The 24,362-nt window shown below is 69.7% G+C and carries 25 protein-coding genes; 19 read left to right on the top strand and 6 right to left on the bottom strand.

Features of this window, described 5'->3' with window-relative positions:
• Window positions 1-24: 24 nt before the first annotated feature.
• Together E4P42_RS01230 and E4P42_RS01225 are read right to left on the bottom strand one after the other, a co-directional pair.
• Entirely contained in the window at window positions 25-1,398 is a 1,374-nt protein-coding gene (locus E4P42_RS01230) for an MFS transporter (protein WP_135122523.1), read from the bottom strand.
• A gap of 179 nt (window positions 1,399-1,577) precedes the next feature.
• Entirely contained in the window at window positions 1,578-2,123 is a 546-nt protein-coding gene (locus tag E4P42_RS01225) for an ABATE domain-containing protein (protein ID WP_245233837.1), read from the bottom strand.
• Between the two features lie 73 nt (window positions 2,124-2,196).
• Between E4P42_RS01225 and E4P42_RS01220 the strand changes: the two genes are divergently transcribed.
• Both E4P42_RS01220 and E4P42_RS01215 read left to right on the top strand, forming a co-directional pair.
• The gene (locus E4P42_RS01220) at window positions 2,197-2,673 is read left to right on the top strand and encodes a DinB family protein (RefSeq protein WP_135122521.1); all 477 of its coding nucleotides are present in this window, start codon (window positions 2,197-2,199) and stop codon (window positions 2,671-2,673) included.
• A complete protein-coding gene (locus E4P42_RS01215) occupies window positions 2,673-3,833 on the top strand; it encodes a MalY/PatB family protein (protein ID WP_209305662.1) in 1,161 nt (386 codons plus the stop codon). Before E4P42_RS01220 ends, E4P42_RS01215 begins: the two co-directional genes overlap by 1 nt.
• 27 nt (window positions 3,834-3,860) lie before the next feature.
• Here E4P42_RS01215 and E4P42_RS01210 read toward each other — a convergent pair whose 3' ends face one another.
• From E4P42_RS01210 to E4P42_RS27290, 3 genes are all read right to left on the bottom strand, one after another.
• Window positions 3,861-5,000 (bottom strand): hypothetical protein, encoded by a 1,140-nt coding sequence (locus E4P42_RS01210; RefSeq protein ID WP_209305661.1) that lies wholly within the window; start codon window positions 4,998-5,000, stop codon window positions 3,861-3,863.
• Between the two features lie 76 nt (window positions 5,001-5,076).
• Window positions 5,077-5,211 (bottom strand): hypothetical protein, encoded by a 135-nt coding sequence (locus E4P42_RS27555; RefSeq protein ID WP_256371139.1) that lies wholly within the window; start codon window positions 5,209-5,211, stop codon window positions 5,077-5,079.
• 5 nt (window positions 5,212-5,216) lie between these two features.
• Window positions 5,217-6,059, bottom strand: coding sequence for a hypothetical protein (locus E4P42_RS27290; protein WP_245233836.1), 843 nt, complete (start codon window positions 6,057-6,059; stop codon window positions 5,217-5,219).
• A gap of 122 nt (window positions 6,060-6,181) precedes the next feature.
• Between E4P42_RS27290 and E4P42_RS01200 the strand changes: the two genes are divergently transcribed.
• The 5 genes from E4P42_RS01200 (at window position 6,182) to E4P42_RS01180 (ending at window position 11,349) form a co-directional block, all read left to right on the top strand.
• A complete protein-coding gene (locus tag E4P42_RS01200) occupies window positions 6,182-7,153 on the top strand; it encodes a hypothetical protein (protein WP_135122520.1) in 972 nt (323 codons plus the stop codon).
• 157 nt (window positions 7,154-7,310) lie between these two features.
• Window positions 7,311-8,549: an NRAMP family divalent metal transporter gene (locus E4P42_RS01195; protein ID WP_135122519.1), complete on the top strand. Its 1,239-nt coding sequence runs from the start codon at window positions 7,311-7,313 to the stop codon at window positions 8,547-8,549.
• 59 nt (window positions 8,550-8,608) lie between these two features.
• Window positions 8,609-9,589, top strand: a complete 981-nt coding sequence (locus tag E4P42_RS01190; RefSeq protein WP_135122518.1) for a DUF2293 domain-containing protein — start codon at window positions 8,609-8,611, stop codon at window positions 9,587-9,589.
• 111 nt (window positions 9,590-9,700) lie between these two features.
• Window positions 9,701-10,519: a mycofactocin-coupled SDR family oxidoreductase gene (locus E4P42_RS01185; RefSeq protein WP_135122517.1), complete on the top strand. Its 819-nt coding sequence runs from the start codon at window positions 9,701-9,703 to the stop codon at window positions 10,517-10,519.
• 143 nt (window positions 10,520-10,662) lie between these two features.
• Complete coding sequence (locus E4P42_RS01180; RefSeq protein WP_135122516.1) at window positions 10,663-11,349, top strand: HAD family hydrolase; 687 nt, start codon at window positions 10,663-10,665, stop codon at window positions 11,347-11,349.
• A gap of 9 nt (window positions 11,350-11,358) precedes the next feature.
• Here E4P42_RS01180 and E4P42_RS01175 read toward each other — a convergent pair whose 3' ends face one another.
• Window positions 11,359-12,411, bottom strand: coding sequence for a pyridoxal-phosphate dependent enzyme (locus E4P42_RS01175; RefSeq protein WP_245233835.1), 1,053 nt, complete (start codon window positions 12,409-12,411; stop codon window positions 11,359-11,361).
• A 105-nt stretch (window positions 12,412-12,516) separates the two neighbouring features.
• Between E4P42_RS01175 and E4P42_RS01170 the strand changes: the two genes are divergently transcribed.
• The 12 genes from E4P42_RS01170 (at window position 12,517) to E4P42_RS01115 (ending at window position 24,341) form a co-directional block, all read left to right on the top strand.
• Window positions 12,517-13,431, top strand: a complete 915-nt coding sequence (locus E4P42_RS01170) for a LysR family transcriptional regulator (RefSeq protein ID WP_135122515.1) — start codon at window positions 12,517-12,519, stop codon at window positions 13,429-13,431.
• A gap of 71 nt (window positions 13,432-13,502) precedes the next feature.
• Window positions 13,503-14,264 carry a LamB/YcsF family protein gene (locus E4P42_RS01165; protein WP_135122514.1) on the top strand — a complete coding sequence of 254 codons (762 nt, stop codon included), beginning with the start codon at window positions 13,503-13,505 and terminating at the stop codon, window positions 14,262-14,264.
• The gene (locus E4P42_RS01160) at window positions 14,261-14,899 is read left to right on the top strand and encodes an allophanate hydrolase subunit 1 (protein ID WP_245233834.1); all 639 of its coding nucleotides are present in this window, start codon (window positions 14,261-14,263) and stop codon (window positions 14,897-14,899) included. Before E4P42_RS01165 ends, E4P42_RS01160 begins: the two co-directional genes overlap by 4 nt.
• Window positions 14,896-15,759, top strand: a complete 864-nt coding sequence (locus tag E4P42_RS01155) for a biotin-dependent carboxyltransferase family protein (protein ID WP_135122513.1) — start codon at window positions 14,896-14,898, stop codon at window positions 15,757-15,759. Before E4P42_RS01160 ends, E4P42_RS01155 begins: the two co-directional genes overlap by 4 nt.
• Window positions 15,760-15,880: 121 nt before the next feature.
• The gene (locus E4P42_RS01150) at window positions 15,881-16,834 is read left to right on the top strand and encodes an LLM class flavin-dependent oxidoreductase (RefSeq protein WP_135122512.1); all 954 of its coding nucleotides are present in this window, start codon (window positions 15,881-15,883) and stop codon (window positions 16,832-16,834) included.
• The gene (locus E4P42_RS01145) at window positions 16,831-17,796 is read left to right on the top strand and encodes a CoA transferase subunit A (protein WP_135122511.1); all 966 of its coding nucleotides are present in this window, start codon (window positions 16,831-16,833) and stop codon (window positions 17,794-17,796) included. The genes E4P42_RS01150 and E4P42_RS01145 overlap by 4 nt, the downstream gene beginning before the upstream one ends.
• Window positions 17,793-18,623: a CoA-transferase subunit beta gene (locus tag E4P42_RS01140; protein ID WP_209305660.1), complete on the top strand. Its 831-nt coding sequence runs from the start codon at window positions 17,793-17,795 to the stop codon at window positions 18,621-18,623. The genes E4P42_RS01145 and E4P42_RS01140 overlap by 4 nt, the downstream gene beginning before the upstream one ends.
• Before the next feature lie 2 nt (window positions 18,624-18,625).
• Window positions 18,626-19,519 (top strand): xanthine dehydrogenase family protein subunit M, encoded by an 894-nt coding sequence (locus E4P42_RS01135; RefSeq protein WP_245233847.1) that lies wholly within the window; start codon window positions 18,626-18,628, stop codon window positions 19,517-19,519.
• Window positions 19,516-20,019 (top strand): (2Fe-2S)-binding protein, encoded by a 504-nt coding sequence (locus E4P42_RS01130; RefSeq protein WP_135122509.1) that lies wholly within the window; start codon window positions 19,516-19,518, stop codon window positions 20,017-20,019. The genes E4P42_RS01135 and E4P42_RS01130 overlap by 4 nt, the downstream gene beginning before the upstream one ends.
• A complete protein-coding gene (locus E4P42_RS01125; protein ID WP_135122508.1) occupies window positions 20,016-22,412 on the top strand; it encodes a xanthine dehydrogenase family protein molybdopterin-binding subunit in 2,397 nt (798 codons plus the stop codon). The genes E4P42_RS01130 and E4P42_RS01125 overlap by 4 nt, the downstream gene beginning before the upstream one ends.
• Entirely contained in the window at window positions 22,409-23,080 is a 672-nt protein-coding gene (locus tag E4P42_RS01120; protein ID WP_135122507.1) for an SRPBCC family protein, read from the top strand. Before E4P42_RS01125 ends, E4P42_RS01120 begins: the two co-directional genes overlap by 4 nt.
• A gap of 100 nt (window positions 23,081-23,180) precedes the next feature.
• Window positions 23,181-24,341, top strand: a complete 1,161-nt coding sequence (locus tag E4P42_RS01115; RefSeq protein WP_135122506.1) for an XdhC family protein — start codon at window positions 23,181-23,183, stop codon at window positions 24,339-24,341.
• Window positions 24,342-24,362: the final 21 nt, after the last annotated feature.

Here is a 24,362-nt window from a genome sequence, read left to right as displayed (position 1 = left end):
GGCGGCCAGATCGGGATCGCGGCCTCAGGCGGAGATCTCCTCCAGGACCGACTGCCGCGTCTCGGGGAGGAAGAACAGGGCGATGGCCGATCCGACGACGAACAACACTGCACTGGCGGCGAATACGACCGTGGGCCCGTGCGAGGCGATGACCATGGGCACGACCAGCGGGCCGAAGATCGAGCCGAGCCGGCCCGCCGCCGTCGAGCTGCCCATCCCCAGTGCGCGGGCCCGCGTCGGGAACAGTTCGGGCGTGAACGCGAAGATCGACGAGAACATACCGAAGAAGAAGAACTGCAGGAACGATCCGGTGATGATCAACTCGGGCAGCGTCGCGGCGTTGCCGTAGAGGAACGCCGCCACCGCGGCGGAGAGCGCGAATCCCACGAGACACAGCCTCCGCCCGATCCGCTCGATGAGGTACGCGGCCGTCAGGAATCCCGGGATGCCCCACAGCGCCATGACCACGATGTAACCGACGGACTTGACCACGTCGAAGCCGGAGTCGGCGAGCAGCTTGCCCAGCCACGTCGTCAGCCCGTAGTAGCCGCCGAGCAGGCAGAACCACATCGCCCAGCTGGCGACGGTGCGCGTGCGGTAGTCCGGGGAGAACAGGGTCCGCCAGCCCGCGGAATCGGTCGACGCGTCGAGAGACAGGTGGGGCTGCGGCTCGGGAAGCTCTCGGCCACTGGCCCGTTCGGTGTTGCGCTCGAGCCTCTCGAGCGTCGCTCGGGCGTCGTCGTAGCGCCCGCGGGAGGTCAACCAGCGTGGCGATTCCGGCAGGTTGCGCCGCGCGATCAGCGCGACCACCGCGAGCAGCGCCTGCATCACGAAGAAGCCGCGCCAGCCCAGCGTCGTCGACAGCAGGATGAACGACAGCACGCCGGCGAGGATGAAGCCCACCGGCCAGGTGCCCTCCATGAGCGCGACGTAGCGGCCGCGTTTGGCGGTCGGCATGAACTCGGAGAGAAGCGCTGCGGCGACGGGGAATTCGGCGCCCATCCCGATGCCGAGCAGCAGCCGGAACGAGGTGAGGCTGGCGAAGTCCCACGAGAACGCCAGTAGCAGGCTCGCACTGCCCCAGATCAGGATGCTGTACTTGAACACGGTCAGGCGGCCGAAGCGGTCGGCCAGCATCCCGGCGCCGACCGCCCCGATGAACATCCCGGCGAACGTGGCGCTGCCGACCAGACCGCTCTGCGTCGGGGTGAGGCCGAACTCCTGGCTGATCGGAGCGAGGAGAAAGGTCAGCGCGCCGAGGTCGATCGAGTCGAACAGCCACGCGGTGGCGATCATCAGGAAGAGCCCGCGCTGATACCGCGTCCACGGCAACCGCTCCAGCCGTGCGGATACCTCACTGGTCGTCAGACGGTTGGTGGCCACTGTGGTGGGGTCCATCGGGTTCCTCCGCGATTCTCTCCGTCGTCACCGTCTAGACGGGTGACGTTGAAGAGATCCTGCGCAGCCGTGCGTCACCTGTCAAGGTGGTGACGGTAAATCTCGTGTTACGCGGCTTGTCGGTTCCCGGCGGGTGACACTCGAGAAGCGTCGCGCCGCAGCGATGTTGAACGGCAGGGTCAGCTGTCGGCGGCGGCGCGTTTGCGCGCGCGATAGGCGGCCGCCTTCACGCGGTTGCCGCATTCGTCCATGCCGCACCAGGTGCGACGGGCCCCGCGCGAGCGGTCGAGGTAGATCCGCGTGCACGTCGGGCGGCCGCACTCCTTCATCGCGACGGAGTCGTCGGCGAGCACCTCGATCGCCGACCGGGCGACGTCGGCGAGCGCCGCGTGCGCGTCGCCGGATTTGGCCACTCCGCGGGCCGACAGTTCAATGCGCATGCCCGGCCGAGCCGCCAGGTCGTTGACCACCGCCAGGTCGGATTTCGCGAAGCGGTCGCCGGCCAGCCGCGCCGACGCGAGTCGGTACACCGCCTCGCGGAGCGTCAGCGCGCTGCGGAAGGCGTCGTCGCCGACGGCGATTCCGTCGGTCAGTTCGCCTGTCTCGGCGAACCAGCGCGACAGGTCGCCCGGAGTCGCGAGCAGTTCCTCGGGTTCCGTCCGTCGCCACTTACGGGTGCCGGCCAGATCCAGCGCCAGGTTCCCGCTGACAAACACGAAACTCACGTCACCATCTTGACCGGTGACACTCGATAAGGCAAACTCCGTCACCATCTGAACCGGTGACTTTTGGAGAGCGATGCTGACGCGCGACGACTACCTGTACTACACCGACCGCGCCCTGGCGGGGATGGTGCAGATCGTGACCGACCTCGGTGACGATCGCGCCAATGCCCAGGCCTACCCGGGCGCCAACACCCCGTATGCGCTGCTGCACCACTGCCTGGCCGTGATCGACGCCTGGGTGGGCGGGTTCGTCAGCGGGCGGGTCGTCGAGCGCGACCGGGACGCAGAGTTCGACGCGCAGGGACGCGTCGAGGACCTGGTCGCGCGTGCCGCGGTGGTCGCCGATCAGATGCGCCGCGACGTGGCCGACGCCTCCCCCGAGGCGCCGCTGCGCCGTGAGCCCCCGGCGGCCTTCCTCGGGCCGCAGCGGGCGCTGACCCAGGGCGCCGCCCTGCAGCACGTCTTCGAGGAGCTGGCGCAGCATCATGGTCAGATGGAGAGCCTGCGCGACGTCCTCATGCTGATGCCGGCACCCGTGCCCGCCCGCTGATGTTCCCTCCCCCGGAGCGGCTGCGCGACGGCCACGGCGCCAAGTGGACGGCGGTGCCCGACGACGTCATTCCCGCCTGGGTCGCCGACATGGACCTCGGCTTCCCGCCCGAGGTCGCGGCGGCCCTGCGCGAGACGATCGATCGGCAGGACCTCGGCTATCCCTACTGGCCCGACGGTGATCCGGTGATCGCGGCGTTCGAGGACCGCATGCGTACTCGTTACGGGTGGGCGCCCCGTCCGGAGCGGACGCGCGTCTTCAGCGACCTGATCCAGATCCTGCAGATCGTCATCGAGGACACCACCGGCCCCGGCGACTGGATCGCGCTGCAGGTGCCGAACTATCCGCCGTTCCTGGCCGCGATCGCACGGGCCGGACGCCGGCCGCTGGCCCTGCCGTTGGACGAGTCCGTCGACGGCTGGACTTTCGACCTGGCGCATTACCGTCAGCTGTTCGAGCAGTACCGGCCGGCGTTGTTCGTGCTGGTGAATCCGCACAACCCGACCGGACGGGTGTTCACCCGCGCCGAGCTGGACGGCCTGGCGGCACTCGCGCTCGACCACCGGATCCCGGTGCTGGCAGATGAGATCCACGCCGAGGTGATGTACGCGCCGCACGCGCACACCCCGTTCGCGTCGCTGGGGGCCGACGTCGAAGCGCTGACCATCACCGCCACGTCGGCGACCAAGGCGTTCAACCTGGCCGGAACCCGTTGCGCCGTCGCGCATATCGGGCATGACCCGACCGCCGCGGCCCTCGACCGGGCGCCGCTGGACTATTTCGGGACGCCCAGTGCGCTCAGCCGGGTGGCGACGGTCGCCGCGTGGCGGCACGGCGGTGACTGGCAGCGCGACGTGCAGGCGCTCCTGACCGCCAACCGCGCGCGTATCAGCGAGTGGGTGGCGTCCCATCCCGACCTCACCGCGCACGCTCCGGAGGCGACCTACCTGAGTTGGATCGACTTCAGCCGAACCGCGTTGGGAGACGATCCGACGGCGCAGATCCTCTCGAGAGGGCGTGTGCAGCTCAGCCCCGGCGCGGACTTCTCCCAGCACACCGATGTCGACACCACCTCCTTCGCCCGCGTGAACTTCGCCACCACGCCCGAAACGCTGGAGAAGGTGCTGACGCGGATCAGCGACGTGCTGGCGCGCGTGTGACCGTGGGTAAGCGGTCGCCTGCCGTATCTAGTCGAATTCCTCCTCGGTGTCTCGCCACACCGCCTCCCGGTAGGCCGGGGCTGCGGCGTCGACGGCAGCGAGCGCTTCTGCGGTGAGCGCCTCCCGAATCCCGCTCTGCGCGTGCGCAAATGGGATGAAGCTCTTCAGGAGTTCCGGGGCGTCGATCGCCACCTCGACCGGGGTGCTGAATTCGTCGTACCACGAGTCCCTGAGCGCGCGCCTCACCCGCGGCACACTCCACCGCACCGGATCTCCGTCCGACAGCAGCCCTAACAACATGTCCCCATGCAGCCGTTGGCTGAACGGGGCACCGGACGCCGAGGCGAAGAAGTCGTCGCAGAGCGTTTCCAACGATGCGCCATCCGACATGGGCGCCCGGTATTTGGCGCCGCCCTCGGGGAGGTGACGGATCAGCCAACGCAGAAGCGGGCGGCACGCCGGCCAGGTGTCCGTCTGATCCATGAAGACGGCATGCTGCTGCAGGCCGTGGTCGATCCACGCCCGCGCGTCGGCCAGACTCATCTCGACGAACGTGATGTCGGGATCGGTGTTGTTCTCCGCAGCGATGCGGATCACGTTGTCCACCGAATCGGGCACCGGGAACGCGTCTTTGACCGCGGAGAGCTGGTTGTGGTCGATGAACGCGACACACGTCAGTTCGTCACCGCCGGCGAGTGCGGCTCCGAGCAGCACCTCGTCGTTGTCGCCGAGCACGTGCGTCATGCGCGCCGCCCGGAACACGTCGACGTGCGCGAGGTCGGCGAGCCAGTCCGGCAGCTCGTCGTCTCGGGCGGCGACCTCGTGGCGGCATCGCTGCCGCAGGTCTGCGTCCTCGAGGAATTCGGCCAGGACGGCGAGCAGCGCGGAGGTCTCCGGGATCGGTGTGCCGATGAGGCCGTCGAGCAGCCTGTCGAGGTCGACGGTCTCGCGCTGCGGACGATTCGGCAGCCACGCCAGCGGGTCGGGGACGGTGGATTCGATGAGCATGCTGACCATGCCCAGCAGGTCCAGCGGATGCCCGGCCAGCGCCTGACGAACCTCGTCGACCAGCGAGGATTCCTCTGGTGTGTCCGGCTCCCGCACCTTCGACCGTTTGGCATCACGACGCGCCTGCTTGGCGCTGCGACGCCGGCGCCCCTCGCTCATGACGCGGACGCTACTCTCCGCGCGGGACAGCCCGCCGTCCCAGCGTGTTCCCGATCGGGCTGGAGCCGGCGCGTCATCAGGCGGCCTCACGGCGCTGCAACGCCTCGCACGCCGCGGCGAAGCGCGCCCATTCGTCGGCCCGCGGTCGCACACCGTCGTCGAAGACGGCGTCTGCGCTCACCTCCGAGCCCGGCCCTACCGGTGCCAGCACCTGCATCAGACTCGCGATCTGGCCCAGCGGGCTGTCCTCGAAGCTCTGGTAGACCCGCTCGCGTATCCACGCCGTTGCGTTCGCCGCACCGGCGGCGACATCGAGCTCCGCCACCCGCAGCGCTCCCCCGCATCGGGCGACGTGCTCTTCGAACCGGTCCTCCAGACCTCGGTCTGCCAGCCCGGCGACAGCTCGGGCAGGGCCTGGAAGATGCCCATCGTGTCCGCGGTCTGCCACGCGCTCATCGTCTTTCGCGGAATGTCGATGTGGCAGCCCCCTTCGGGGATCTTCCGCAACCGCAGCCGGCTGACTCCGTTTCCCGGCAGGTCGTCGATCAGCGTTGGCCCGCGCCAGGCCTTACTGAGGTGCCACCACAGCGGCCAGAATCGCAACTGCCCGGCGGCGTCGATGACGGACACCACGTGGCACAGGTGACCGCGGCCTCGGGCCAGCTTTACCTTCGGTTTCCGGTCCCACACTTCCGGCCGCAGCTCGGCGCCGACGTAGCCGGCGATCTCGACGGTGCCGTCGTACGCCCAGCCGATCTCGTAGCCGGGCCATACCACCGACAGCGCCTGCAGCACGGCGCGACGCTCGTTCATCTCGGTCATCACCGAATCGCCGAAGAACAGCAGCCGACGGCGATCCAGGTCCACGACCGCGCCGCCGTCGGCCCACATCGGCGACACCCACTCGTCCTTCGGGCACCGTCGCAGCGACTCGACGTACCGCACCGCCAGCTCGGGCCCACCGACGAGCGCGTCGAGCATCCGGCAGCCGCCCCAGTGCGAGTAGTACAGCCGCCAATCGCCGTTCTCGACGATGACGAAGTTCGCCCTGTTTCCCATACCGCCCCCAATTCGTCGGACGCGAAACTCCGCTGCGCCGCGTCGGTTGATCGGAGTCTGAACCGGGGGTCCGACATGTCGGTCGGCGAGGAGTTGTCGGTGCCGTCTCCTACCGTGTCGCCATGGGGGATCGTCGAAGTGGCGGCGCCGGATTCGGCAGCGTCTTCGCCGCGCTGGTGTTGCTCGGTCTGGTGGTCGAGTACTTCTGGTGGATCGTCGCCGGCGCCGCCGTGGTGGCGAGTGTTGTTGCCGTGGTGGCGGTGTCGCGGCGCATGCACGAGCGCAGCCTCGCCGCGGCCGAGCGTGACGCCGAGGTGGCGCAGCGGGCCGAGCAACAGCACCGGTGGACGTTGCGGGGGGACAGCCGCGGCGTCTACGGGCCGGACGGCGCGACCGCGATGGAGTCGTTGGCGGTGGCCGACGGGGCTGCTGACGATCCGCCGGTCGACCCGTCGGAGGTGGCCACCGTCGCGTCCACCCCGGCGGACCTGCAACGGTTGGTGACCGAGAAGCCGCCATGCTGGCGGTGGGCGGCATTCGCGTCCGTGCTCGTCCAGCGGCGGCGGCCGCTGATGGCACGGTTGCGTGACAGTGCGCTCGGCTTCATGACCGCGACGGGTCCGCACCTGTGCAGTGGCCGGGCGGTGGGTCACTTCGTCGTCGACCGGATGGACGACATGATGCGACTCGCCGAGGAGGTCGAGAGCTTCCTGTCGGCGCCGGCGTTCGCCGCCACGTTCGACTACCGCGGCGAGGACGAGAGCGTGGTCGATGCCGATGCGGTTCTGCAGGTCGCCAACCGGCTGATGGACTATCACGACCGTTTCCTGGGGGTGTCCGAGATGTGTCGCGGCGCCACCACGTCCGGACCGTACGCCGACGTCATCCGCGACTGCGCCCGGCTGGCCGACATGCCGCTGCAGAGCTACGGCGCCTTCATCGACGAGTTCGTCGAACGGGTCGGCGAGATGCCGGAGATGATGCGGCATGCCCGTGGGACCGTGAAGGCCGATCCGGTGATCCTCGACTTCGACATCGACGACCGGCTGATCGACCGGATCGTCCGGCGGGCGAAGGCGCTCTCTGCGTACTGACTTGCTGTGGATGGGCGGGCCGCGTGCGGCTGAGTAACCAACGAAATACCGGGCATCCGGTGTCACACTGATGTGCGCGAATGATCATCGACTCCACGCGATGGGGGTGATCGTTGCCGCACCTCCAGCCGAGTAACGACGCGTGAGGACACGACACATGGACAAGTCCGGGGACCCCGCGCAGGAACTGACCGCCAAGGACACCGCAAAGCCAGAATCGGCGCGGACGGCACTGCTCGGCGCGATGTTCCTCATGGCCACCAGCGCGATCGGCCCCGGATTCATCACGCAGACAACGGACTTCACCGTCAAACTCGGCGCTGCCTTCGCTTTCGCGATCCTCGCCTCGATCCTCATCGACTTCGCCGTCCAGATGAACGTGTGGCGGGTGATCGGCGTGTCGGAGGTCCGCGCCCACGAACTCGGCAACCGGGTCCTGCCCGGCGTCGGGTACGCGCTGGCCGGCCTGGTGGTCGTGGGCGGACTGGTCTTCAACATCGGCAACGTCAGCGGCGCCGGGCTCGGCACCGACGCGATGTTCGGGCTCGACCCCCGGATTGGCGGCGCGGTCTCCGCACTGATCGCGGTCGCCATCTTCCTGAGCAAACGAGCGGGCGTCGCGCTGGACCGGATCGTCGTCGTGCTGGGCGCCGGGATGATCGCGATGACCGCCTACACGGCGATCGTGTCGCGGCCGCCGCTCGGTGAGGCACTGCGCAATGCGGTGCTGCCCGACACCATCGACTTCCTCGCCATCACCACGATCGTCGGCGGGACCGTGGGCGGCTACATCACCTATGCGGGCGCCCACCGCCTGCTCGACACCGGCATCACCGGGCCGGCGAACGTCGGGCGGATCACCCGCGCCTCGGTGTACGGGATCGCCGTCACGGGCGTGATGCGGGCACTGCTCTTCCTGGCGATCCTCGGCGTGACCGCAGGCGGTGTCGCACTCGCCGAGGACAACCCCACCGCGTCGGCGTTCGAGGCCGCGTTGGGCACCGTCGGCACGGTGCTCTTCGGGGTCATCCTGTGGGCGGCCGCGATCACCTCGGTGATCGGCGCCGCCTACACGTCGGTGTCGTTCCTGACGAAGTCCACCACCCCGCGCCGCCGGCAGAACCTGCTGACGGTCGGTTTCATCGCGATCAGCGCCGTCCTCTTCCTTGTTCTCGGCGCGGCCCCGGTGACGCTGCTCGTGTTCGCGGGCGCCTTCAACGGGCTCATCCTGCCGATCGGTTTCACCGTGGTGGTGTGGGTGGCGTGGATGCGCCGGGACCTGATGGGCGGGTATCGCTACCCACTCTGGCTCAAGATCGTCGGCCTGGCGGTGTGGCTCCTCACGCTCTATCTCGGCTGGATGTCGTTGAGCGGCTTGGGCGAACTGTGGAGCTGACCCCTCGGCCTTGACGCGCATCCGACGTGTCGGAGGGTCGGATTAGTCTCGGGCACATCATGGCAGGACTGGACACCCGGGTCGCACGCATCGCCGAAGCCGCACTGGCCGAGCGGCAGTTCGTCACGCCCCTCGACGTCCTGATCGGTCTCGGGTGGCTCACCGAGGCCAACGTCCCCCGCTGGTTCTACGGCCATGTCACCGCCCTGTCCCTCTGCGTGTCCGTCGAGCCAGCGCAGGTCGCCGCGGCACTGGACGCCCTGCAAAGCTGGGCCCGAAGCCAGAACCTGCAGCCGTGGGACACCGACTACGGCGGCCGCCGGTTCACCACCGGCGAGCCCGCCGCCGAGCGCATGTTCCGTACCCGCTGGGCTGCCGGCGAGCATCCCGCCCCCGACGTGCCGAAACAACGTCCGCTTCAGCTGATGTCCGCCCGTGCCTGGGAGTGCGCGGCGTGCGGCGACAGCGACGGCGAGCTGTACCTCGAGACCAAGAACGGCGCCCGCTGCCTGGACTGTGCCGACCTCGGCCACCTCGTGTTCCTGCCCTCCGGCGATGCCGCCCTGACCCGTCGCGCCACCGCCGCGAGCCGGTTGTGCGCCGTCGTCTTCCAACGGAACCTGCGCCGCGGTCACTTCGAGCGTCAGGGCACGCTGCTGGAAGCGGACGCCATCGAGTCGGCCGCCCGGCAGTGCCTCGAGGACACCGGCGCACGCACGCACCGCCGGGCCGCCGTCGACCAACAGATCCGCGGCGAATTCGCCGACGCCATCCGCGAGCAGTTCCCCGGCTGCCCCACCGCCCGCGCCGAGGCGATCGCCTACCACGCCGCGGTGCGCGGGAGCAGGCGCGCCCGCCGGGCGTCGACTCCGGACGCCGTCCGCCAAGCCGTCGCCGCCTCGGTCCGCCATGTCGACACGGACTACGACGATCTGCTCATGTCCGGGATGGATCGCGACGAGGCGCGGCAGCAGATAAGTGCGCACGTCGACGACATCCTCGCCGCCTGGCGTGGCGGGATCACCGACCTCGATACGTGAGATGCGCCCGCAAACCACCCGGGACACCACCTGAGGACTCGCCTCGGCGTGAGCGGTTAGCTAGCTGATATAACTACCTGGGCAGGCTGCCGACGAAAGGACGCTGACCCAGTGACAGGGCTACTCACCGGCAAGGTCGCACTCATCACCGGGGCGGCGCGCGGCCAGGGTCGCGCCCATGCCGACAGACTCAGCGCCGAGGGCGCCGACATCATCGCTGTCGACCTCGCCGGCCCTCTGCCCGCCGAGGTGCCGTACGACTCGCCGACCCCGGACGATCTGGCGGAGACCGTCCGTCTGATCGAAAAGAACGGCCGCCGTGTGGTATCGGCCGCGGTGGACACTCGAGACCTGGACGGCCTGCGCGCGGTCGTCGACGACGGCGTCGCTCGTCTCGGCGGCCTGAACGTCATCGTGGCGAATGCCGGCATCACCATTCCAGCGGCCTGGAACGAAATCACTCCGACCGCATTTCGCGACGTCATGGACATCAACGTGACCGGGACATGGAACACGGTGATGGCGGGCGCCCAGCACGTCATCGACAGCGGCGGCGGATCGGTGATTCTCATCAGCTCCGCCGCAGGCATCAACATGCAGCCGTTCATGGTGCACTACACCGCGAGCAAGCATGCGGTCACGGGGATGGCGCGAGCGTTCGCCGCGGAACTCGGCCGCCACCACGTCCGGGTGAACAGCCTGCATCCCGGTGCCGTGAACACGCCGATGGGCAGCGGCGACATGGTCACGGCGCTGACGAGATCCGCAGAGACCAATCCGGTCCTGATGAACATGATCACGCCGTTCCTGCCGGAGGGCATCGCCGAACCGGAGGACATCTCAGACGCCGTGTGCTGGCTGGCCTCGGACCAGTCGAGATTCGTCACGGCCGCCGCCATCGCAGTCGACCTGGGCATCTCACAGTTCTGAGATGTCGTCACAGCTTCCCGCTGGAGGCGACGTCACCGATCGTGATGTGAGGGGGTCTCTGCCGGTGCCCTCGGGGCACAGCGGTCTCAGGTTGATCGCGATGCTGCTGGGTACTGTTGAGCACAGCTAGAGAGAGGCGAGCTGTGGTCACGCACGTGTTCTTCGATTTCTTCGGCACACTGGTCGACTACGACCCATCGATACATCCGGCAATCCACAATGCGCCCTTGGCTTTCGCGCGGCGCGCGGGTGTGGACATCTCCGAGGACACGTCAATTGCGAAGTGGCAGAAGGTTTGGGACGATCTCGACGCCGATGCCCATCGGACCGGCCGCGAATACTCGATGCAGGATGTCGCACAACACTATTGGCGCTCCATCGGATCTCCCCCGCTGACCTCGGACGCCTTCGACACGTTGATCAACGAGTATTTCGACGCGTGGACCGCAGATGTGGCCGCCGCCGCGGGCGCCGTGGAGTGCGTCTTCGATCTGGCGGCCGACCACACGCTGGCGATCGTCAGCAACACCCACGATCCGCGGTTGGTTCCGCGTATGTCCCGGCAGTTCGGGTTCCACCACGCCATCAGCCGTGTCGTCACCTCGGTCGACGTCGGCTGGCGGAAACCCCATCGGGAGATCTTCCACGCCGCGCTCCGGGAGTACGAAATCGAGCCGTCCAACGCGGTTTTCGTGGGCGACAACTGGGCGGCCGACGTCGAGGGCCCTCGCCGGGTGGGGATGGCGGCGATCTATGTGGGACGGCCCAGCCACGACCGACAAGCGGTCTCGTTCGAACAACTGCCGGCGATCGTCAGGTCACTCGGCTGAGTAGGGCCGCTACCCGCTGGCACTCGCCCCTTCGGTGTTGAGCAGCAGGATCCGCGAACTCGGACCCAGCCCGAACTGCGAACGCGCCGGGAACCCGGCCAGGATTTTCAGCGCGGCCAGGCTCGCCGCACCGCAGGGGCCGGCATCGAGCCCCAGCGCGGCGAGTTCGGCGACGGCCTTCGCGGTCGCCTCATCGTCGACGACGACAGCGCCGGCGAGGTGCTCCTGTAGGTCCGGCCAGGCGAGATAGGCGGGGGTGCCGCAGTTCAGCCCGGCCATGCTGGTTTCGCCCGTCGGCACGGTGGTCAGCGCCCCGGCCGCCAGGCTGGCCCGAATGCAGTCCGCGACGTCGGGTTCGACGGTGACGACCCGGCAGTCGGACCGGGACCGGGCGAACGTCACCGCAGCGTGGGCGAGCGACCCGACCCCGGCGGGGACGATGATGAGGTCGATCCCCGCCCCCAGTTCCACGGCCTGTTCGGCCGCCTCGTCGAAGAGCGTTGCGTATCCGTCGACGATCCACTGCGGGACGTCCTCGTATCCCGGCCACGAGGTGTCCTGCACGAGAATCGCATTCGGGTCGGTCTCGGCCAGCGCGGCGGCCTCCCGGACGGCGTCGTCGTACGACACGTCGAGGACGCGGACCTCGGCGCCTTCGGCCCGGATCAGGTCGATGGCCCGCTCGGAGACACCCCGGGGAATGACGATCGTGGCCGGCAGCTTCATCAGCGCCGCCATCCGCGCCACGGCACGTCCGTGGTTGCCGTCGGTGGCGGTGACGAGGCGGGGCGACTTGCGATCGCTGCCCTGCAGCGCGCGGTGAACCGCCCAGGACGCGCCGAGCATCTTGAACGCCGGCAACCCGAGTCGCAGCGACTCGTCCTTGACCAGCACGGCACCCAGTCCGAGCGTCTCGGCGACCGCAGGCAGCGTCAGCAGCGGGGTCACCGCGTAGCCGGGCAGAGTCTCGTGGAATCGCCGGATCTCGTCGGTCTGCCGCGGTACGGCGGTCCGGGCGGGAGTCCGGTGGGGGTTGAGCAGAAACGGTTCGGTCGTCAGCACGACTCACCTCCTGAAGGGAGAGTAGGCACGGCGCAGCGCGGCGGAAAACCACCGATTCCTGCCGTCGATCCGGCAGCAATGCTGAAGTGTCCCTAGAATCGGGCGATGCTAGACGTCCGCCGATTGCGCTTCCTCGTCGAGCTGAGCCAGCGCGGCACCATCGCGGCGGTGGCCACCGCCCTGCACATGAGCCCCTCGGGCATCTCCCAGCAGCTCGCCCTCCTGGAACGGGAGGCCGGCGCCGCGCTGCTCGAGCGCATCGGGCGCGGTGTGCGGCTCACCGAAGCGGGTCAGCGACTCGCGGAGCGGGGCGCCGACATCCTGGCCGCCCTCGAACTGGCCCAGTCCGAACTGCGGTCACCGGAGGACTCACCCACGGGCACCTGCCGGGTGGCGGCGTTCGCGAGCGCCGCCCGCGCACTCATCCCGGCGCTGCTCGACTGCCAGCGCCGCCACCCCGGGCTGCGAGTCGAACTCGTCGAATCCGAGCCCGAGGTGGCGGTCCCCGCCTTGCTCACCGGGGACTTCGACCTCGTGGTCAGCGAGGAGTATCCCGGTGCCACACCAGCGGTGCCACGCCATGTGCACCGGGAGATCCTCACCGAGGATCCGCTGGAGATCGTGGTGGCGTCGTCCTTACTGGGCAGTCGTGAGTTCGCGAGAACCGCACGCACGCTGTCCTGGGCGCTGGAACCGGTGGGGGCGGCCTCGCGGTCCTGGGCGGTGCAGCACTGCCAGGGCTTGGGCTTCACACCCGCCGTGCAGTACGAGTCCCACGACCTGAATCTGCTCCTGCTCGTGGTCCACCAGGGCGCCGCCGCCAGCATCCTGCCCCGGTTGGTACTGCCCCCGCAGCGCGAGACCGCGTCGCTGGTCCGGTGGGAGACCGGCTGGTCGCGCAGGCTGGTCACCCTGACCCGCCACGCGCGGGCCGACGACCCGTCCGTCGCCACGGTCCGGCGGTCGCTGCAGGCACAGTTCCGAGAATCGGCAGTATCAGTGAACGATCGTCTGCAGTGACCGGTGCTGTTCCTGGCCGTGCCGGCGGGTGGATACTCGGAGCACATCGACCCTAGGAGGGCAGGAGGCCCATGGCGCCGCAAGTAGCGTTGACGACGGATATCGGTGAGGGACTGGGCCGTTGGAGCCTGGGTGACGACGATGCCCTGCTCGAGATCGTCACCAGCGCGAACATCGCCTGCGGCTTCCACGGCGGCGACCCGGGCATCATGCGACGCACGTGTGCGATCTCGGTCAAGAACGGGGTGGCCATCGGCGCCCAGGTGAGCTACCGCGACCTGCACGGCTTCGGCCGCCGCTACATCGCGATGCCCGGGGACGAACTGCGCGACGACCTGCTCTACCAGATCGGGGCGCTCGAGGTGTTCGCCCGACTGGCAGGCGGCAAGGTCGATTTCATCCGCGCCCACGGCGCGCTGTGGACCGTCGTCACCAAGAACACCGAACACGCGCAGGCACTCGTGGACGCCGCGGTCGAATACGGCGGGAATCTGCCACTTCTCGCGTCGCCGGGCACCGAGGTCTGGCGGCTCGGCCAGGAGGCCGGCCTGCGGATGGTGGCCGAGGCGTTCGTCGACCGGGCCTACACGCCGGAGGGTCTGCTGCAGTCCCGCCTCGAGCCGAACGCGTTGCTGACCGATGCCGACGCCGCGTCGGCGCGGGCTGTGCAGATGGTCAAGGAGGGTCATCTCACCGCCAATGACGGCAGCGAGGTCAACGTCACCGCGGAGGCGCTGCTCGTGCACTGCGACACCCCCGGCGCCGTCGACATCGCACGCAAGACCCGCGCCGCGCTCGAAGCCGCCGGGGTCGAACTCGTTCCCATTCGGTGACCTCCCGCGTTGACGTGCGACCCGCGTTACGGGCCTGCGGCGAGCACGCCTGGCTCCTCGACCTCGACGACAACCGGACGGTGCACCGCTGGGCCGCCGCGATCCGCGTCGCCGAACTGCCAGGTGTGCGCGAGGTGGTGCCGGGCCTGACCACGCTGCTCGTCACCGTCGATCCCCACGTGACGACCGCGTCCGCGGTGCGCGCCGCGCTGGGCCGGATTCGACCCGGCGCCGAGGAGCTCGGCGAGAGCGACGAGCATGTCATCGATGTGCACTACGACGGCGAGGATCTGGACGCCGTGTCGGCGCTGACCGGCCTCACCGTCGCCGAGGTGATCGCCGCGCACACCGGCAGTGTCTGGACCGTCGCGTTCTGCGGCTTCGCGCCGGGCTTCTCGTACCTGGTCGGCGGCGACCCCCGGCTCCACGTCCCCCGGCGCGACGAGGCGCGCGTCCGGGTGCCTGCCGGCGCCGTCGCCATCGCGGGCGCCTTCTCGGCGGTGTATCCCCGGGTGTCTCCCGGCGGTTGGCAACTGCTCGGCCACACCGACGCCGTGCTGTGGGATCCCGATGCCGACCCGCCCGCCGTCCTGCGCCCCGGCGCGGTGGTGCGATTCCGGGATGCCGACCGATGAGGAAACTCACGGTCGAGTCGGTCGGCATGCTGGCACTGCTGGAGGATTCCGGCAGGCACGGCCTGGCCCACCTCGGGGTGGGCGAGTCCGGCGCCGCCGACCGACCCTCGTACGACCTGGCGAATCGGCTCGTCGGCAATCTGCCGGGCGCGCCGTGTATCGAAGTGGCGTTGGGCCGCATGACATTCAGCGTCGACGCGCCGACGTTGATCGCGGTGACCGGCGCCCCGGTCCCCATTACGTGCGACGGCCGCCCACATGCGATGAACGCCGCGTTCGCGGCGCAGGCCGGACAGCGCGTCACGCTCGGCGCGCCGACCGCCGGACTGCGCACCTATGTCGCGGTCCGCGGTGGCCTCGTCGGCCAAGACGTACTCGGATCCATGTCGTGGGACACCATGGCCGGGCTCGGAACGCCTCCGCTGCGAGCCGGCGACGTGCTGCCCGTGGGCGGTGCCGCCGCCGACTGGCCCGCACTCGACTTCGCCCCCGTCGCGACATTCCACACCGAACCGTTGGCGCTGCCGCTGCGGCTCGGGCCCCGCGACGACTGGTTCAGCGACGAGGCCCTGGACCGGTTGGGCAGCGCCGAATTCACCGTGACGTCCGATGCCGACCGGGTCGGGATCCGGCTCGCCGGTCCCGAGCTGCCGCGTCGGCGCAGCGGTGAGCTCGGCAGCGAGGGCGTGGTGCTCGGCGCGCTCCAGGTCCCGACCAGGGGTCGACCGACGCTGTTTCTCGCCGATCGGCCGGTGACCGGCGGTTATCCGGTGATCGGCGTGGTGCCGGAAGCGGACGTCCACCGGGCCGCCCAGGCGGTGCCCGGCACCCGCATCCGCTTTACCGTCGCCGGCCGATAGTTCACTGGCAATGACTGACAAAGACCAGGCGGCTGGTTGGCTACTCGTGACATGGATGGCCCCGGCTCCGTGACCTAACGTGGCGTACCTCACAGCGATATGACAGAGAGGACGGTCACCGATGCCCGCCACCTTCGGGCTGGCCGTGGAGAACTTCACCTCGGCACAGAAGACCCCCCAGATCGACGAACTGCTCAAGACGGCTCGCCGCGCCGAACAACTCGGATTCACCTCGCTGTGGGGGTGGGATCACCTCTTCCTCGGCAGCCGCCAGCCCTTCCCGCAGTTGGAGGTCCTCACCACGCTGGCGGTGCTGGCGAGCCACACGAAGGACATCACCCTGGGGACGGGCGTCCTCGTCCTGCCGATCCGCGACCCGGCGCTGCTCGCCAAGACCGCCGCGACCATCCAGGCGATCTCCAACGGCCGGTTGCGGCTCGGCGTCGCGGCAGGCTGGTATGAACGCGAATTCGAAGCCACGGGAACGTCATTCAAGGGCCGTGGAAAGCTCTTCGAACGCAACCTCGAGATCTGCATGAACCTGTGGACCCAGCCCGAGGTGACCGGCACGTGGGATGACCTGTCCTTCCGCCGCGTCAAGATGCTGCCGCTTCCGCAGCCGCGCCCGCAGGTCCTCATCGGCGGGTACGTCGACCGGGTGCTCAAGCGGGTGGCCACGCTGGGCGACGGCTGGCTGACCTACTTCTACACCGCTGAGGCCTTCACCGAGTCGTGGACCAAGATCTGCCGGTTCGCCGAAGAGGCCGGCCGGGACCCGGCCGAGCTGCACTCGCTCAACCAGGTGCCGATCTGCATCGGCTCGTCCAAGGAGCAGGCCCAAGCCCTGACGGGCCCGTGGCTGGCGTCGTACTTCGACACCCCGGACTGGAGCAGCGCGACCCCGGAGAGCGCGATCTGCGGCACCCCGGACGACTGCGCAGAGCAGATCGCCGCGCACCTCGACGCCGGCGTGCAGGAGATCTGTCTGGTGCCGCACGCCTACGATCCCGAACAGGTCGAGCGTTTCGCTGCCGAGGTCCGCCCGCTGCTCGGAACTATGGTGGGGGCCGCATGAGTGCACGGTTGACGACGCCCGGGGTGACGGATGCCCGCGCGGAACTCGAGACGCTGAGCCGGGCGACGCCGGACAAGCTGACCACCGCGGCCGAGGCGGTGCGGCGGTTGGTTCCCGATGACGCGGTCATCGGGGTCGGCGGCACCAATCACGCCCGCACCCCGATGGCGCTGCTGATCGAGATCCTGCGGCAAGGCCGGTCCGGGCTGACGATGGCCCGCCCGCTGTCGTGCATCGAGGCCGAGTTCATGCTGGCCACCGACACCGCCGAACGGATCATGACCAGCTGGGTCGGTGTCGGTCACGGCTGGGGCCTGGCCCCGGTCGTTCGCCGCCTGGTCGAAGCGGGCCGGCCGGTGTTCGAGGAGTGGAGCCACCTCGGAATCGGGTTGCGCTACAAGGCCGGAGCGATGGGAGTGCCCTACCTGCCCACGGTCAGCATGCTGGGTTCCGACATCGACCAGAAGCTCGACCTGGCGAAGGTCACCTGCCCCTACACCGGGCAGCTGCTCAACGCCGTCCCCAGCCTCAACCCCGACGTGGCGCTCATCCATGTGCAGCGGGCCGATCGGCAGGGCAACGCCCAGATCGACGGGTACCAGCTGATGGACGCCGATCTGGCCCTGGCCGCCCGCCGCGTCATCCTCACCGCCGAGGAGATCGTCGACACCGAACAGTTCCGCAGCGACCCCGCGCGGACGGCGATCCCGGGCTTCGCGGTCGACGCGGTGGTGCACCAACCGATGGGCGCCTACCCGCACGAGTGCTACGGGCACTATGAAGCCGACCTCGACGAGTTCACCGCCTACATGCAGGCGGTGAAGTCCGGCGGCATCGACGGTGCCCGGGCGTACGTGGCGACACTGACCGCCTATCCCGACCACGACGCCTTCTGCGCCGCGATCGAGCCGACCCGGCTGTCGGCGCTACGACGTACCGCAGAGGAGATGCTGCCGCGATGACCGACTCCCTCACCCGCGCCGTCGGGCTCGACATGCCGCGCGGGCAACAGCATCCCGACGCCCGGCCCGACGAGATCATGACGATCGCCGCCAGCCGGCTGCTCGAGGACGGCAAGGTGCTGTTCGCCGGCATCGGGCAACCCCTGGTGGCCGCGGCGATCGCCAAGCGCCGCCAGGCGCCGAACCTGACCGTGCTCCTCGAAGGCGGGATGATCGGCATCGAACTGCGCCCCGGCCACCTGCCGGCGTCGACCAACGAGGTCCGCGCGGCCGTCGGCGCCCAGATGCTGACCAGCGCCACCGACATCTTCCTGATGGCCCAGCGCGGGTTCTTCGACTACGGCTTCATCGGGGTCGCCCAGATCGACCAGTACGGCAACGTCAACACCAGCATCGTCGGTGACCCGCGACACCCGTCGGTGCGCCTCCCGGGCCCCGGCGGCGCCAACGACATCGCCTCGATGTGCAACCAGGTGGTCGTGGTCACCCAGCACGAGCCGCGCCGCTTCGTCGAGAAGGTCGACTTCGTCACCAGCCCAGGGTTTCTCAGCGGCGGCACCAGCCGCCGCGACAGCGGACTCATCTACGGCGGGCCCGCCTGGGTGGTCACCGATCTCGCGCTGCTCGACTTCGCCCCGGACTCGCACCGGATGAGGATCCGGGCCCTGCAGGCCGGGGTCACCGTCGACCAGGTCCAGGACGCGACCGGGTTCGAGGTGCTCGTCGCTGACGACACCTACGAACTGCCTGCGGTCGAGACCGAGGAACTGCAGGTGCTGCGGTACCTCGTCGACGGCGGGACACCAGAGAGGGAGGTAACGAGTTGACCGTGCAGGAGACGCTGCCGACACCGCCGGGCCGCACCGCGGCCACCTGCTTCGAGTACCAGCGGGCCGAATCATGGTCCGAGGCCGTCGAACTCCTCGAGCTCTGGGACGGTGAGGCGAAGATCCTCGCGGGCGGGCAGAGCCTGATCCCGATGCTCAACCTGCGGTTGGCCTTCCCCGCCGCACTGATCGACATCAATCCCATCGCGGCCGCCGACCCGCGCGTGGAGGACGGTCACCTCGTCCTCGACGCGAACACCCGTCACCGCACGCTGATGACGTCTGAGGTGGTGCGCACCCACGCACCGCTGCTGGCCCACGTCATGCCGTTCATCGGCAACGTGCGGGTCCGCAACCGCGGCACCTTCGGTGGGACGCTGTCGCACGCGGACCCGACGGCCGAGATCGCCGCGGCCGTCATGGCCATGGGCGGCGAGGTCCTCGTGCAGGGCCCGGCGGGGGTCCGGTCTGTGCCCGCCGACTCCTTCTTCATCACCTATCTGACCACCGCGACCGAACCCAACGAGGTCGTGATCGGCGGGCGCATCCCCGTCGGCGGCACCGCGCGGTGGGCGTTCCACGAAGTGGCGCGGCGCTATTCGGATTTCGCCACGGTCAGTGTCGCCGTCATGGCGCGTCCCGGGGACGAGGGGGTGCGGGTCGTGCTCGGCGGCGTCGCCGACCGGCCGGTGCTCGTCGACCCGGCGATGCTCGCCCCGGCGCTCGCCGACCCCGGCAACCCGGACCGCGCCCGGGAGAGCGCCCAGGCGATCGCCGACTCCCTGGACCCCGACAGCGATCTGCACGGCACCGCCGAGTATCGGCGCCGTCTCGTCGCAATCCACACCCGCCGCCTGCTGCAGCAGGTCCTCACCGAACAGGGAGGTGCCGCATGATCCGGACCCAGGTACTGCTTCGGGTCAACGGCCGCGAACACGAGGTGTGGGTGCGCAACGACCGCACCCTGCTCGATGTGCTGCACGACGACCTCGGCATGCCCGACGTGCGGTACGGCTGTGCGGAAGGCGTGTGCGGCACGTGCACCGTGTTGATGGACGACGATCCGGTCAGCGCCTGCACCGTCTACGCCGTCCAGGCCGAAGGCCACGACATCGTCACGCTGCGCGGCTGGTCGGACCCCCAGGAGGAGGCCCACCCGTTGCAGAAGTGCTTCCTCGAGCGCGGCGCCTCCCAGTGCGGATTCTGCACTCCGGGAATGCTGCTCACCGCGGCCACGCTCGCCGAACGCAATCCCGACGCCTCCCGTGAGGAGATCCGGCACGAATTGGTCGGCAATCTGTGCCGCTGCACGGGCTACCAGGCCATCGTCGACGCGGTGGAGGACTACCTGCACGGGTCGGCACAACCATCGCCGGAGAAGGAAGGTGCTCAGTGACGACCGTCGAACCGGGAACCACGCCCGACACCACCGAACCGCCGCGGGCGCCGGCCGATTTCGATCCCGACGCCGACTCCGGCCCCCAGGACCGGGAACGCAACTTCCGGACCGTCGGGCAGTCGCCCGCCCATCACGACTTCATCAACAAGGTCCGCGGCACCCTGCTCTACGCCGCGGACTGGAGCCTGCCGGGCATGCTGCACGGCAAGATCGTCCGGTCCGATATGGCCTCGGCGAGAATCGTGCGGATCGACACCTCGGCCGCCGAGCGCCTCGAAGGTGTCGAGGCGGTGCTCACCGCGGCCGACGTGCCGCACAACGCCGTCGTCGAGCACGCCAGCGGCGGCCTGGGTGAGCTGACCGTCGAACAACCCGTGCTGGCCGCCGACCGGGTGCGCTACGTCGGTGAGCCGATCGCGGTGGTGGCCGCCGTCGATCCCGAGACCGCGGCGGAGGCCGCCGATCTCGTCGAGGTCGAGTACGAACCGCTGCCCGGCGTGTTCACCCCACAGGACGCCCTGGCCGACGGTGCGCCCCTGGTGCACGACGAGGGCAACGTGCTGGTCAACTGGCATCTGGACCGCGGTGACATCGACGCCGCATTCGACGCCGCCGATGTCGTCGTCGACCACACCTACCGCAGCCAGCCCGTCGAGCACGCCTACCTGGAGACCGAGGCCGGTGTGGGGTGGATCGAGAACGACGTTGTCACTCTGCGTATCTCGACGCAGGTCATCGAGCACGCCGTCGAGATCGCCTCCATCCTCGGGCTGCCGCAGAGCCAGGTCCGCCACATCGCCTCCTACATGGGTGGCGGCTTCGGCGGCAAGGAAGACATGACGGTGGAGCCGTACCTGGCGCTGCTGGTCTGGCGCACCCGCCGTCCGGTGCGGATGGTCTGGTCGCGGCAGGAGTCGATCATGGCCAGCTCCAAGCGCCACCCGTTCACGATGCACTACCGCACCGCGGCCACGAGGCAGGGTGAGATCCTTGCCGTCGACGTCGACGTCCTCGGCGACGCCGGGGCCTACCCGTGCCTGAGTGCCCGGGTATTGTTCGCCGCGGCCGCCCTGTCCCCCGGCCCCTACAAGGTCCCCGTCGTCCGGATCCGGTCGCGGGCGGTGTTCACCAACAACGTCCCCACGAGCGCGTTCCGCGGGTTCGGCGCCATGCAGGTGACGCTGGGTTACGAGTCCCAGATGGACGCGCTCGCCCGCGAACTCGGCCTCAGCCGCGAAGAGGTCCGCGACCGCAACTACATCGAGACCGGTGACCTGCTCGCCGGCGGCGAACCGATCACCACCGCGGTCGCCGTGCGCGAGACCCGCGACCGGGCACTGGAACTGCTCGGTGAGCCGAGCGCGCCGAGCGACCCCCACAAGGTGGTCGGTCAGGGTTTCGCGTGCGGGATGCAGCCCTACGGTCGCTCGATCTGGTTCCGCGACCACGCCGCGGCCTGGGTCACGCTGCAGGCCGACGGCACATTGCTGATCCGCAGCGGTGTCACCGATCTCGGCGCCGGGCAGGCGGCCAGCCTCTGCCAGATCGCCTCCGAGATCCTCGGGGTCGCGCTCTCCGACATCAGCGTGTACATCGGCGACACCGCGCTGACCCCGCCGGCCGGCGGCACCTATGCCACCCGGCAGCTGTACATGTCCGGCAACGCGATCCTGCGGGCGGCCCGCACGCTGCGCGACCAGCTGACTCCCGTTGCGGCCGAGGAGCTCAACGTCCCCGAGGAGGCGTTGATCTGGGTCGACGGGATGGTGCGCACCGAGGACGGCGCCCGCGGCCTGAGCCTGCCCGAACTGGTGCGCGCCGCGAACGAAGCCCGGGTGGACACCGCGGTGCTGCACACGTGGCGCGCCCGGTCCGGCGGCTTCGATCCGCAGAAGGGCCAGGGGCACACCTACCCGGACTACACGTTCGGCACCCACGCCGCCGAGGTCGAGGTCGACCTGGAATCCGGTGACGTCCGGCTGCTGAAGTACGTCGCCTGCCACGACGTCGGCCGCGCCATCAACCCGACGCGGGTGCGCGGCCAGATCATCGGCGGTGCCGCCCAGGGCATCGGCTACGCGATGACCGAGGACTGTGTCACCGACGCAGGCCATCCGCTGTCGTCGCTGTTCGCCGATTACCTGATCCCCACCTCGATGGATCTGCCCGACATCGACGTGGCGATCGTCGAAAGCGGCTCCGGCAGAGGACCGTTGAACGCCCGTGGAATCGGGGAACCGCCCATCGGGCCGCCGGCGGCCACCATCGCCAGCGCCGTCGAGGACGCCATCGGGCGCCGCCCGCAACAGCTGCCCATCACCGCCGAGCGGGTGTTGGCGCTGCTCGACCAGCCCAGCCATCAGGAACTCACGAAGGGACAGATCGCATGAAGCTCCAACACCAGACCGAGGTCCGGTCCTCGCCCGATCAGGTGTGGGACTTCCTGCAGGACACCGCGGCCGTCGTGGAATGCATGCCGGGCGCCGAACTCGTCGACGACCTCGGCGACGACCGCTACGAAGGCGTGTTGAAGGTGGCGATCGGCCCACTGAAGATGAACTACGCCGGGCGGGCGTCGATCGTCGAACGCGACGCGTCGTCGCGGCGGATGGTGCTCAACGCCAGCGGCCGGGACAAGCGCGGATCCGGTTCGGTCGCCGCGCAGGTGGCGCTGCAGATCGAACCCGTCGACACGGGCAGCCGCATCGACGTCGTCTCCGACATCGACCTCACCGGCCGCATCGCCTCGCTGGGCCGCGGGATCCGCGACGTGTCGAACCAGATGTTCACGGCATTCGCCGACGAGCTCACCGACCGGATCGAGCAGCCCGGCCAGTCGGCGGCCGCGCCGGCGACCGGGGCCCCCGCCGGCAACGGCCACGCGCGCGTCACGGCGGTGACATCCACCGAACTGCCACCCCGCGCCACCCCACGCCCGCGTCCGGCCGCCACCGCCGGCGGTGGCGAGATCAAAGTGCTGCCGCTGATCTGGGGAGTCACCCGCGAACGCCTGGCCGGCTTCCTGGAACGGCTGGCCGCCCGCGTGCGCCCCAACTGACCGACGTCCCTCCCCCGCGCCGAGCGCCGACCGCGTCCGGCGCAGCTCGACGCTGCCCGCACGCCTTCGACCCCACGGAATGAGAGCCGGATGACCAGCGATGCGTGAGGTGCTGCCCGAGCTGCTCCGCTGGTGGCGCGCGGGTGAGAGCGTCGGGGTGGGGACGGTCGTCGCGACGTTCCGCTCTGCGCCGCGCCCGCCGGGCGCCTCGATGTTGGTCGGCCCCGGCGGTCGGGCCGTCGGATCGGTGTCGGGAGGCTGTGTCGAGGGGGCGGTCTACGACCTGGCGCAGTCCGTGGTCGCCGCCGGGCGGCCGGTGCTGCAGCGCTACGGCGTCTCCGACGACGACGCCTTCGCCGTGGGCCTCACCTGCGGCGGCATCCTCGACGTCTACGTCGAGAAGGTCGACCGCACCACGTTCCCGGAACTGGCGGAGGTCGCCGCCGACATCGAGGACGGCCGCCCGGTCGCGATCGCCACGGTGATCGAGCACCCCGACCCCGCGTGGCTCGGCCGGCGCCTGCTTGTTCGTCCCGATGGGGATGAATCTCCCGTTGTGACGGGTACTCTCGGCTCCGCGCGCGCCGACGACGCGGTCGGCGCCGACGCCCTCGGCCTGCTGGTCGCGGGCACCAGCGCGACGTTGACCTACGGCGTCGACGGCCAGCGGCGCGGTGAGGGCATGCGGGTGTTCGTGTCGGCATTCGCGCCCAAGCCGCGCCTGCTGGTGTTCGGCGCCATCGACTTCGCCGCCGCGGTCGCGCGGGCCGGTGCGTTCCTCGGTTACCACGTGACCGTGTGCGATGCGCGACCGGTGTTCGCCACCCGGGCGCGATTCCCGGACGCCGACGAGGTGGTGGTCGACTGGCCGCACCGCTACCTGCGCGACCAGAACCAGGCCGGCAGGATCGACGCCCGCACGGTGGTGACCGTGCTGACCCACGACCCCAAGTTCGACGTGCCGCTGCTGCAGCTGGCGTTGCGGATCCCCGACATCGCCTACGTCGGCGCCATGGGATCGCGGCGGACGCATCATCAGCGCCTGGAGCGGCTGCGCGACGAGGGCCTCACCGACGACGAGCTCGACCGGTTGCACAGCCCCATCGGGCTGGATCTCGGCGCCCGCACTCCCGAGGAGACCGCGGTGTCCATCGTCGCCGAGATCATCGCCAGGCGGTGGGGCGGCAGCGGCCGCCATCTGAAGGACATCACGGGACCGATCCACGAATCGGCCGCCCAGACGTCGGCTGCGCTGCGGTAGACGCCGCCAAGAGTGATCGGA

Source organism: Mycobacterium sp. PS03-16 (assembly GCF_004570325.1).
Classification (GTDB): domain Bacteria; phylum Actinomycetota; class Actinomycetes; order Mycobacteriales; family Mycobacteriaceae; genus Mycobacterium.
Note: the sequence above shows the minus strand (reverse complement) of the source record. Positions and strands in the feature narration are given on the sequence as shown.

Excerpts from the sequence above, each read along its gene's own strand:
- E4P42_RS01150 (WP_135122512.1), top strand. The coding sequence starts at position 15,881 with ATGCCCGCCACCTTCGGGCTGGCCGTGGAGAACTTCACCTCGGCACAG.
- E4P42_RS01195 (WP_135122519.1), top strand. The coding sequence starts at position 7,311 with ATGGACAAGTCCGGGGACCCCGCGCAGGAACTGACCGCCAAGGACACC.
- E4P42_RS01170 (WP_135122515.1), top strand. The coding sequence starts at position 12,517 with ATGCTAGACGTCCGCCGATTGCGCTTCCTCGTCGAGCTGAGCCAGCGC.
- E4P42_RS01145 (WP_135122511.1), top strand. The coding sequence starts at position 16,831 with ATGAGTGCACGGTTGACGACGCCCGGGGTGACGGATGCCCGCGCGGAA.
- E4P42_RS01130 (WP_135122509.1), top strand. The coding sequence starts at position 19,516 with ATGATCCGGACCCAGGTACTGCTTCGGGTCAACGGCCGCGAACACGAG.
- E4P42_RS01120 (WP_135122507.1), top strand. The coding sequence starts at position 22,409 with ATGAAGCTCCAACACCAGACCGAGGTCCGGTCCTCGCCCGATCAGGTG.
- E4P42_RS01165 (WP_135122514.1), top strand. The coding sequence starts at position 13,503 with ATGGCGCCGCAAGTAGCGTTGACGACGGATATCGGTGAGGGACTGGGC.
- E4P42_RS01200 (WP_135122520.1), top strand. The coding sequence starts at position 6,182 with ATGGGGGATCGTCGAAGTGGCGGCGCCGGATTCGGCAGCGTCTTCGCC.
- E4P42_RS01210 (WP_209305661.1), bottom strand. The coding sequence starts at position 5,000 with ATGAGCGAGGGGCGCCGGCGTCGCAGCGCCAAGCAGGCGCGTCGTGAT.
- E4P42_RS01155 (WP_135122513.1), top strand. The coding sequence starts at position 14,896 with ATGAGGAAACTCACGGTCGAGTCGGTCGGCATGCTGGCACTGCTGGAG.
- E4P42_RS27290 (WP_245233836.1), bottom strand. The coding sequence starts at position 6,059 with ATGGGAAACAGGGCGAACTTCGTCATCGTCGAGAACGGCGATTGGCGG.
- E4P42_RS01230 (WP_135122523.1), bottom strand. The coding sequence starts at position 1,398 with ATGGACCCCACCACAGTGGCCACCAACCGTCTGACGACCAGTGAGGTA.
- E4P42_RS01215 (WP_209305662.1), top strand. The coding sequence starts at position 2,673 with ATGTTCCCTCCCCCGGAGCGGCTGCGCGACGGCCACGGCGCCAAGTGG.
- E4P42_RS01115 (WP_135122506.1), top strand. The coding sequence starts at position 23,181 with ATGCGTGAGGTGCTGCCCGAGCTGCTCCGCTGGTGGCGCGCGGGTGAG.
- E4P42_RS01190 (WP_135122518.1), top strand. The coding sequence starts at position 8,609 with ATGGCAGGACTGGACACCCGGGTCGCACGCATCGCCGAAGCCGCACTG.
- E4P42_RS01140 (WP_209305660.1), top strand. The coding sequence starts at position 17,793 with ATGACCGACTCCCTCACCCGCGCCGTCGGGCTCGACATGCCGCGCGGG.
- E4P42_RS01220 (WP_135122521.1), top strand. The coding sequence starts at position 2,197 with ATGCTGACGCGCGACGACTACCTGTACTACACCGACCGCGCCCTGGCG.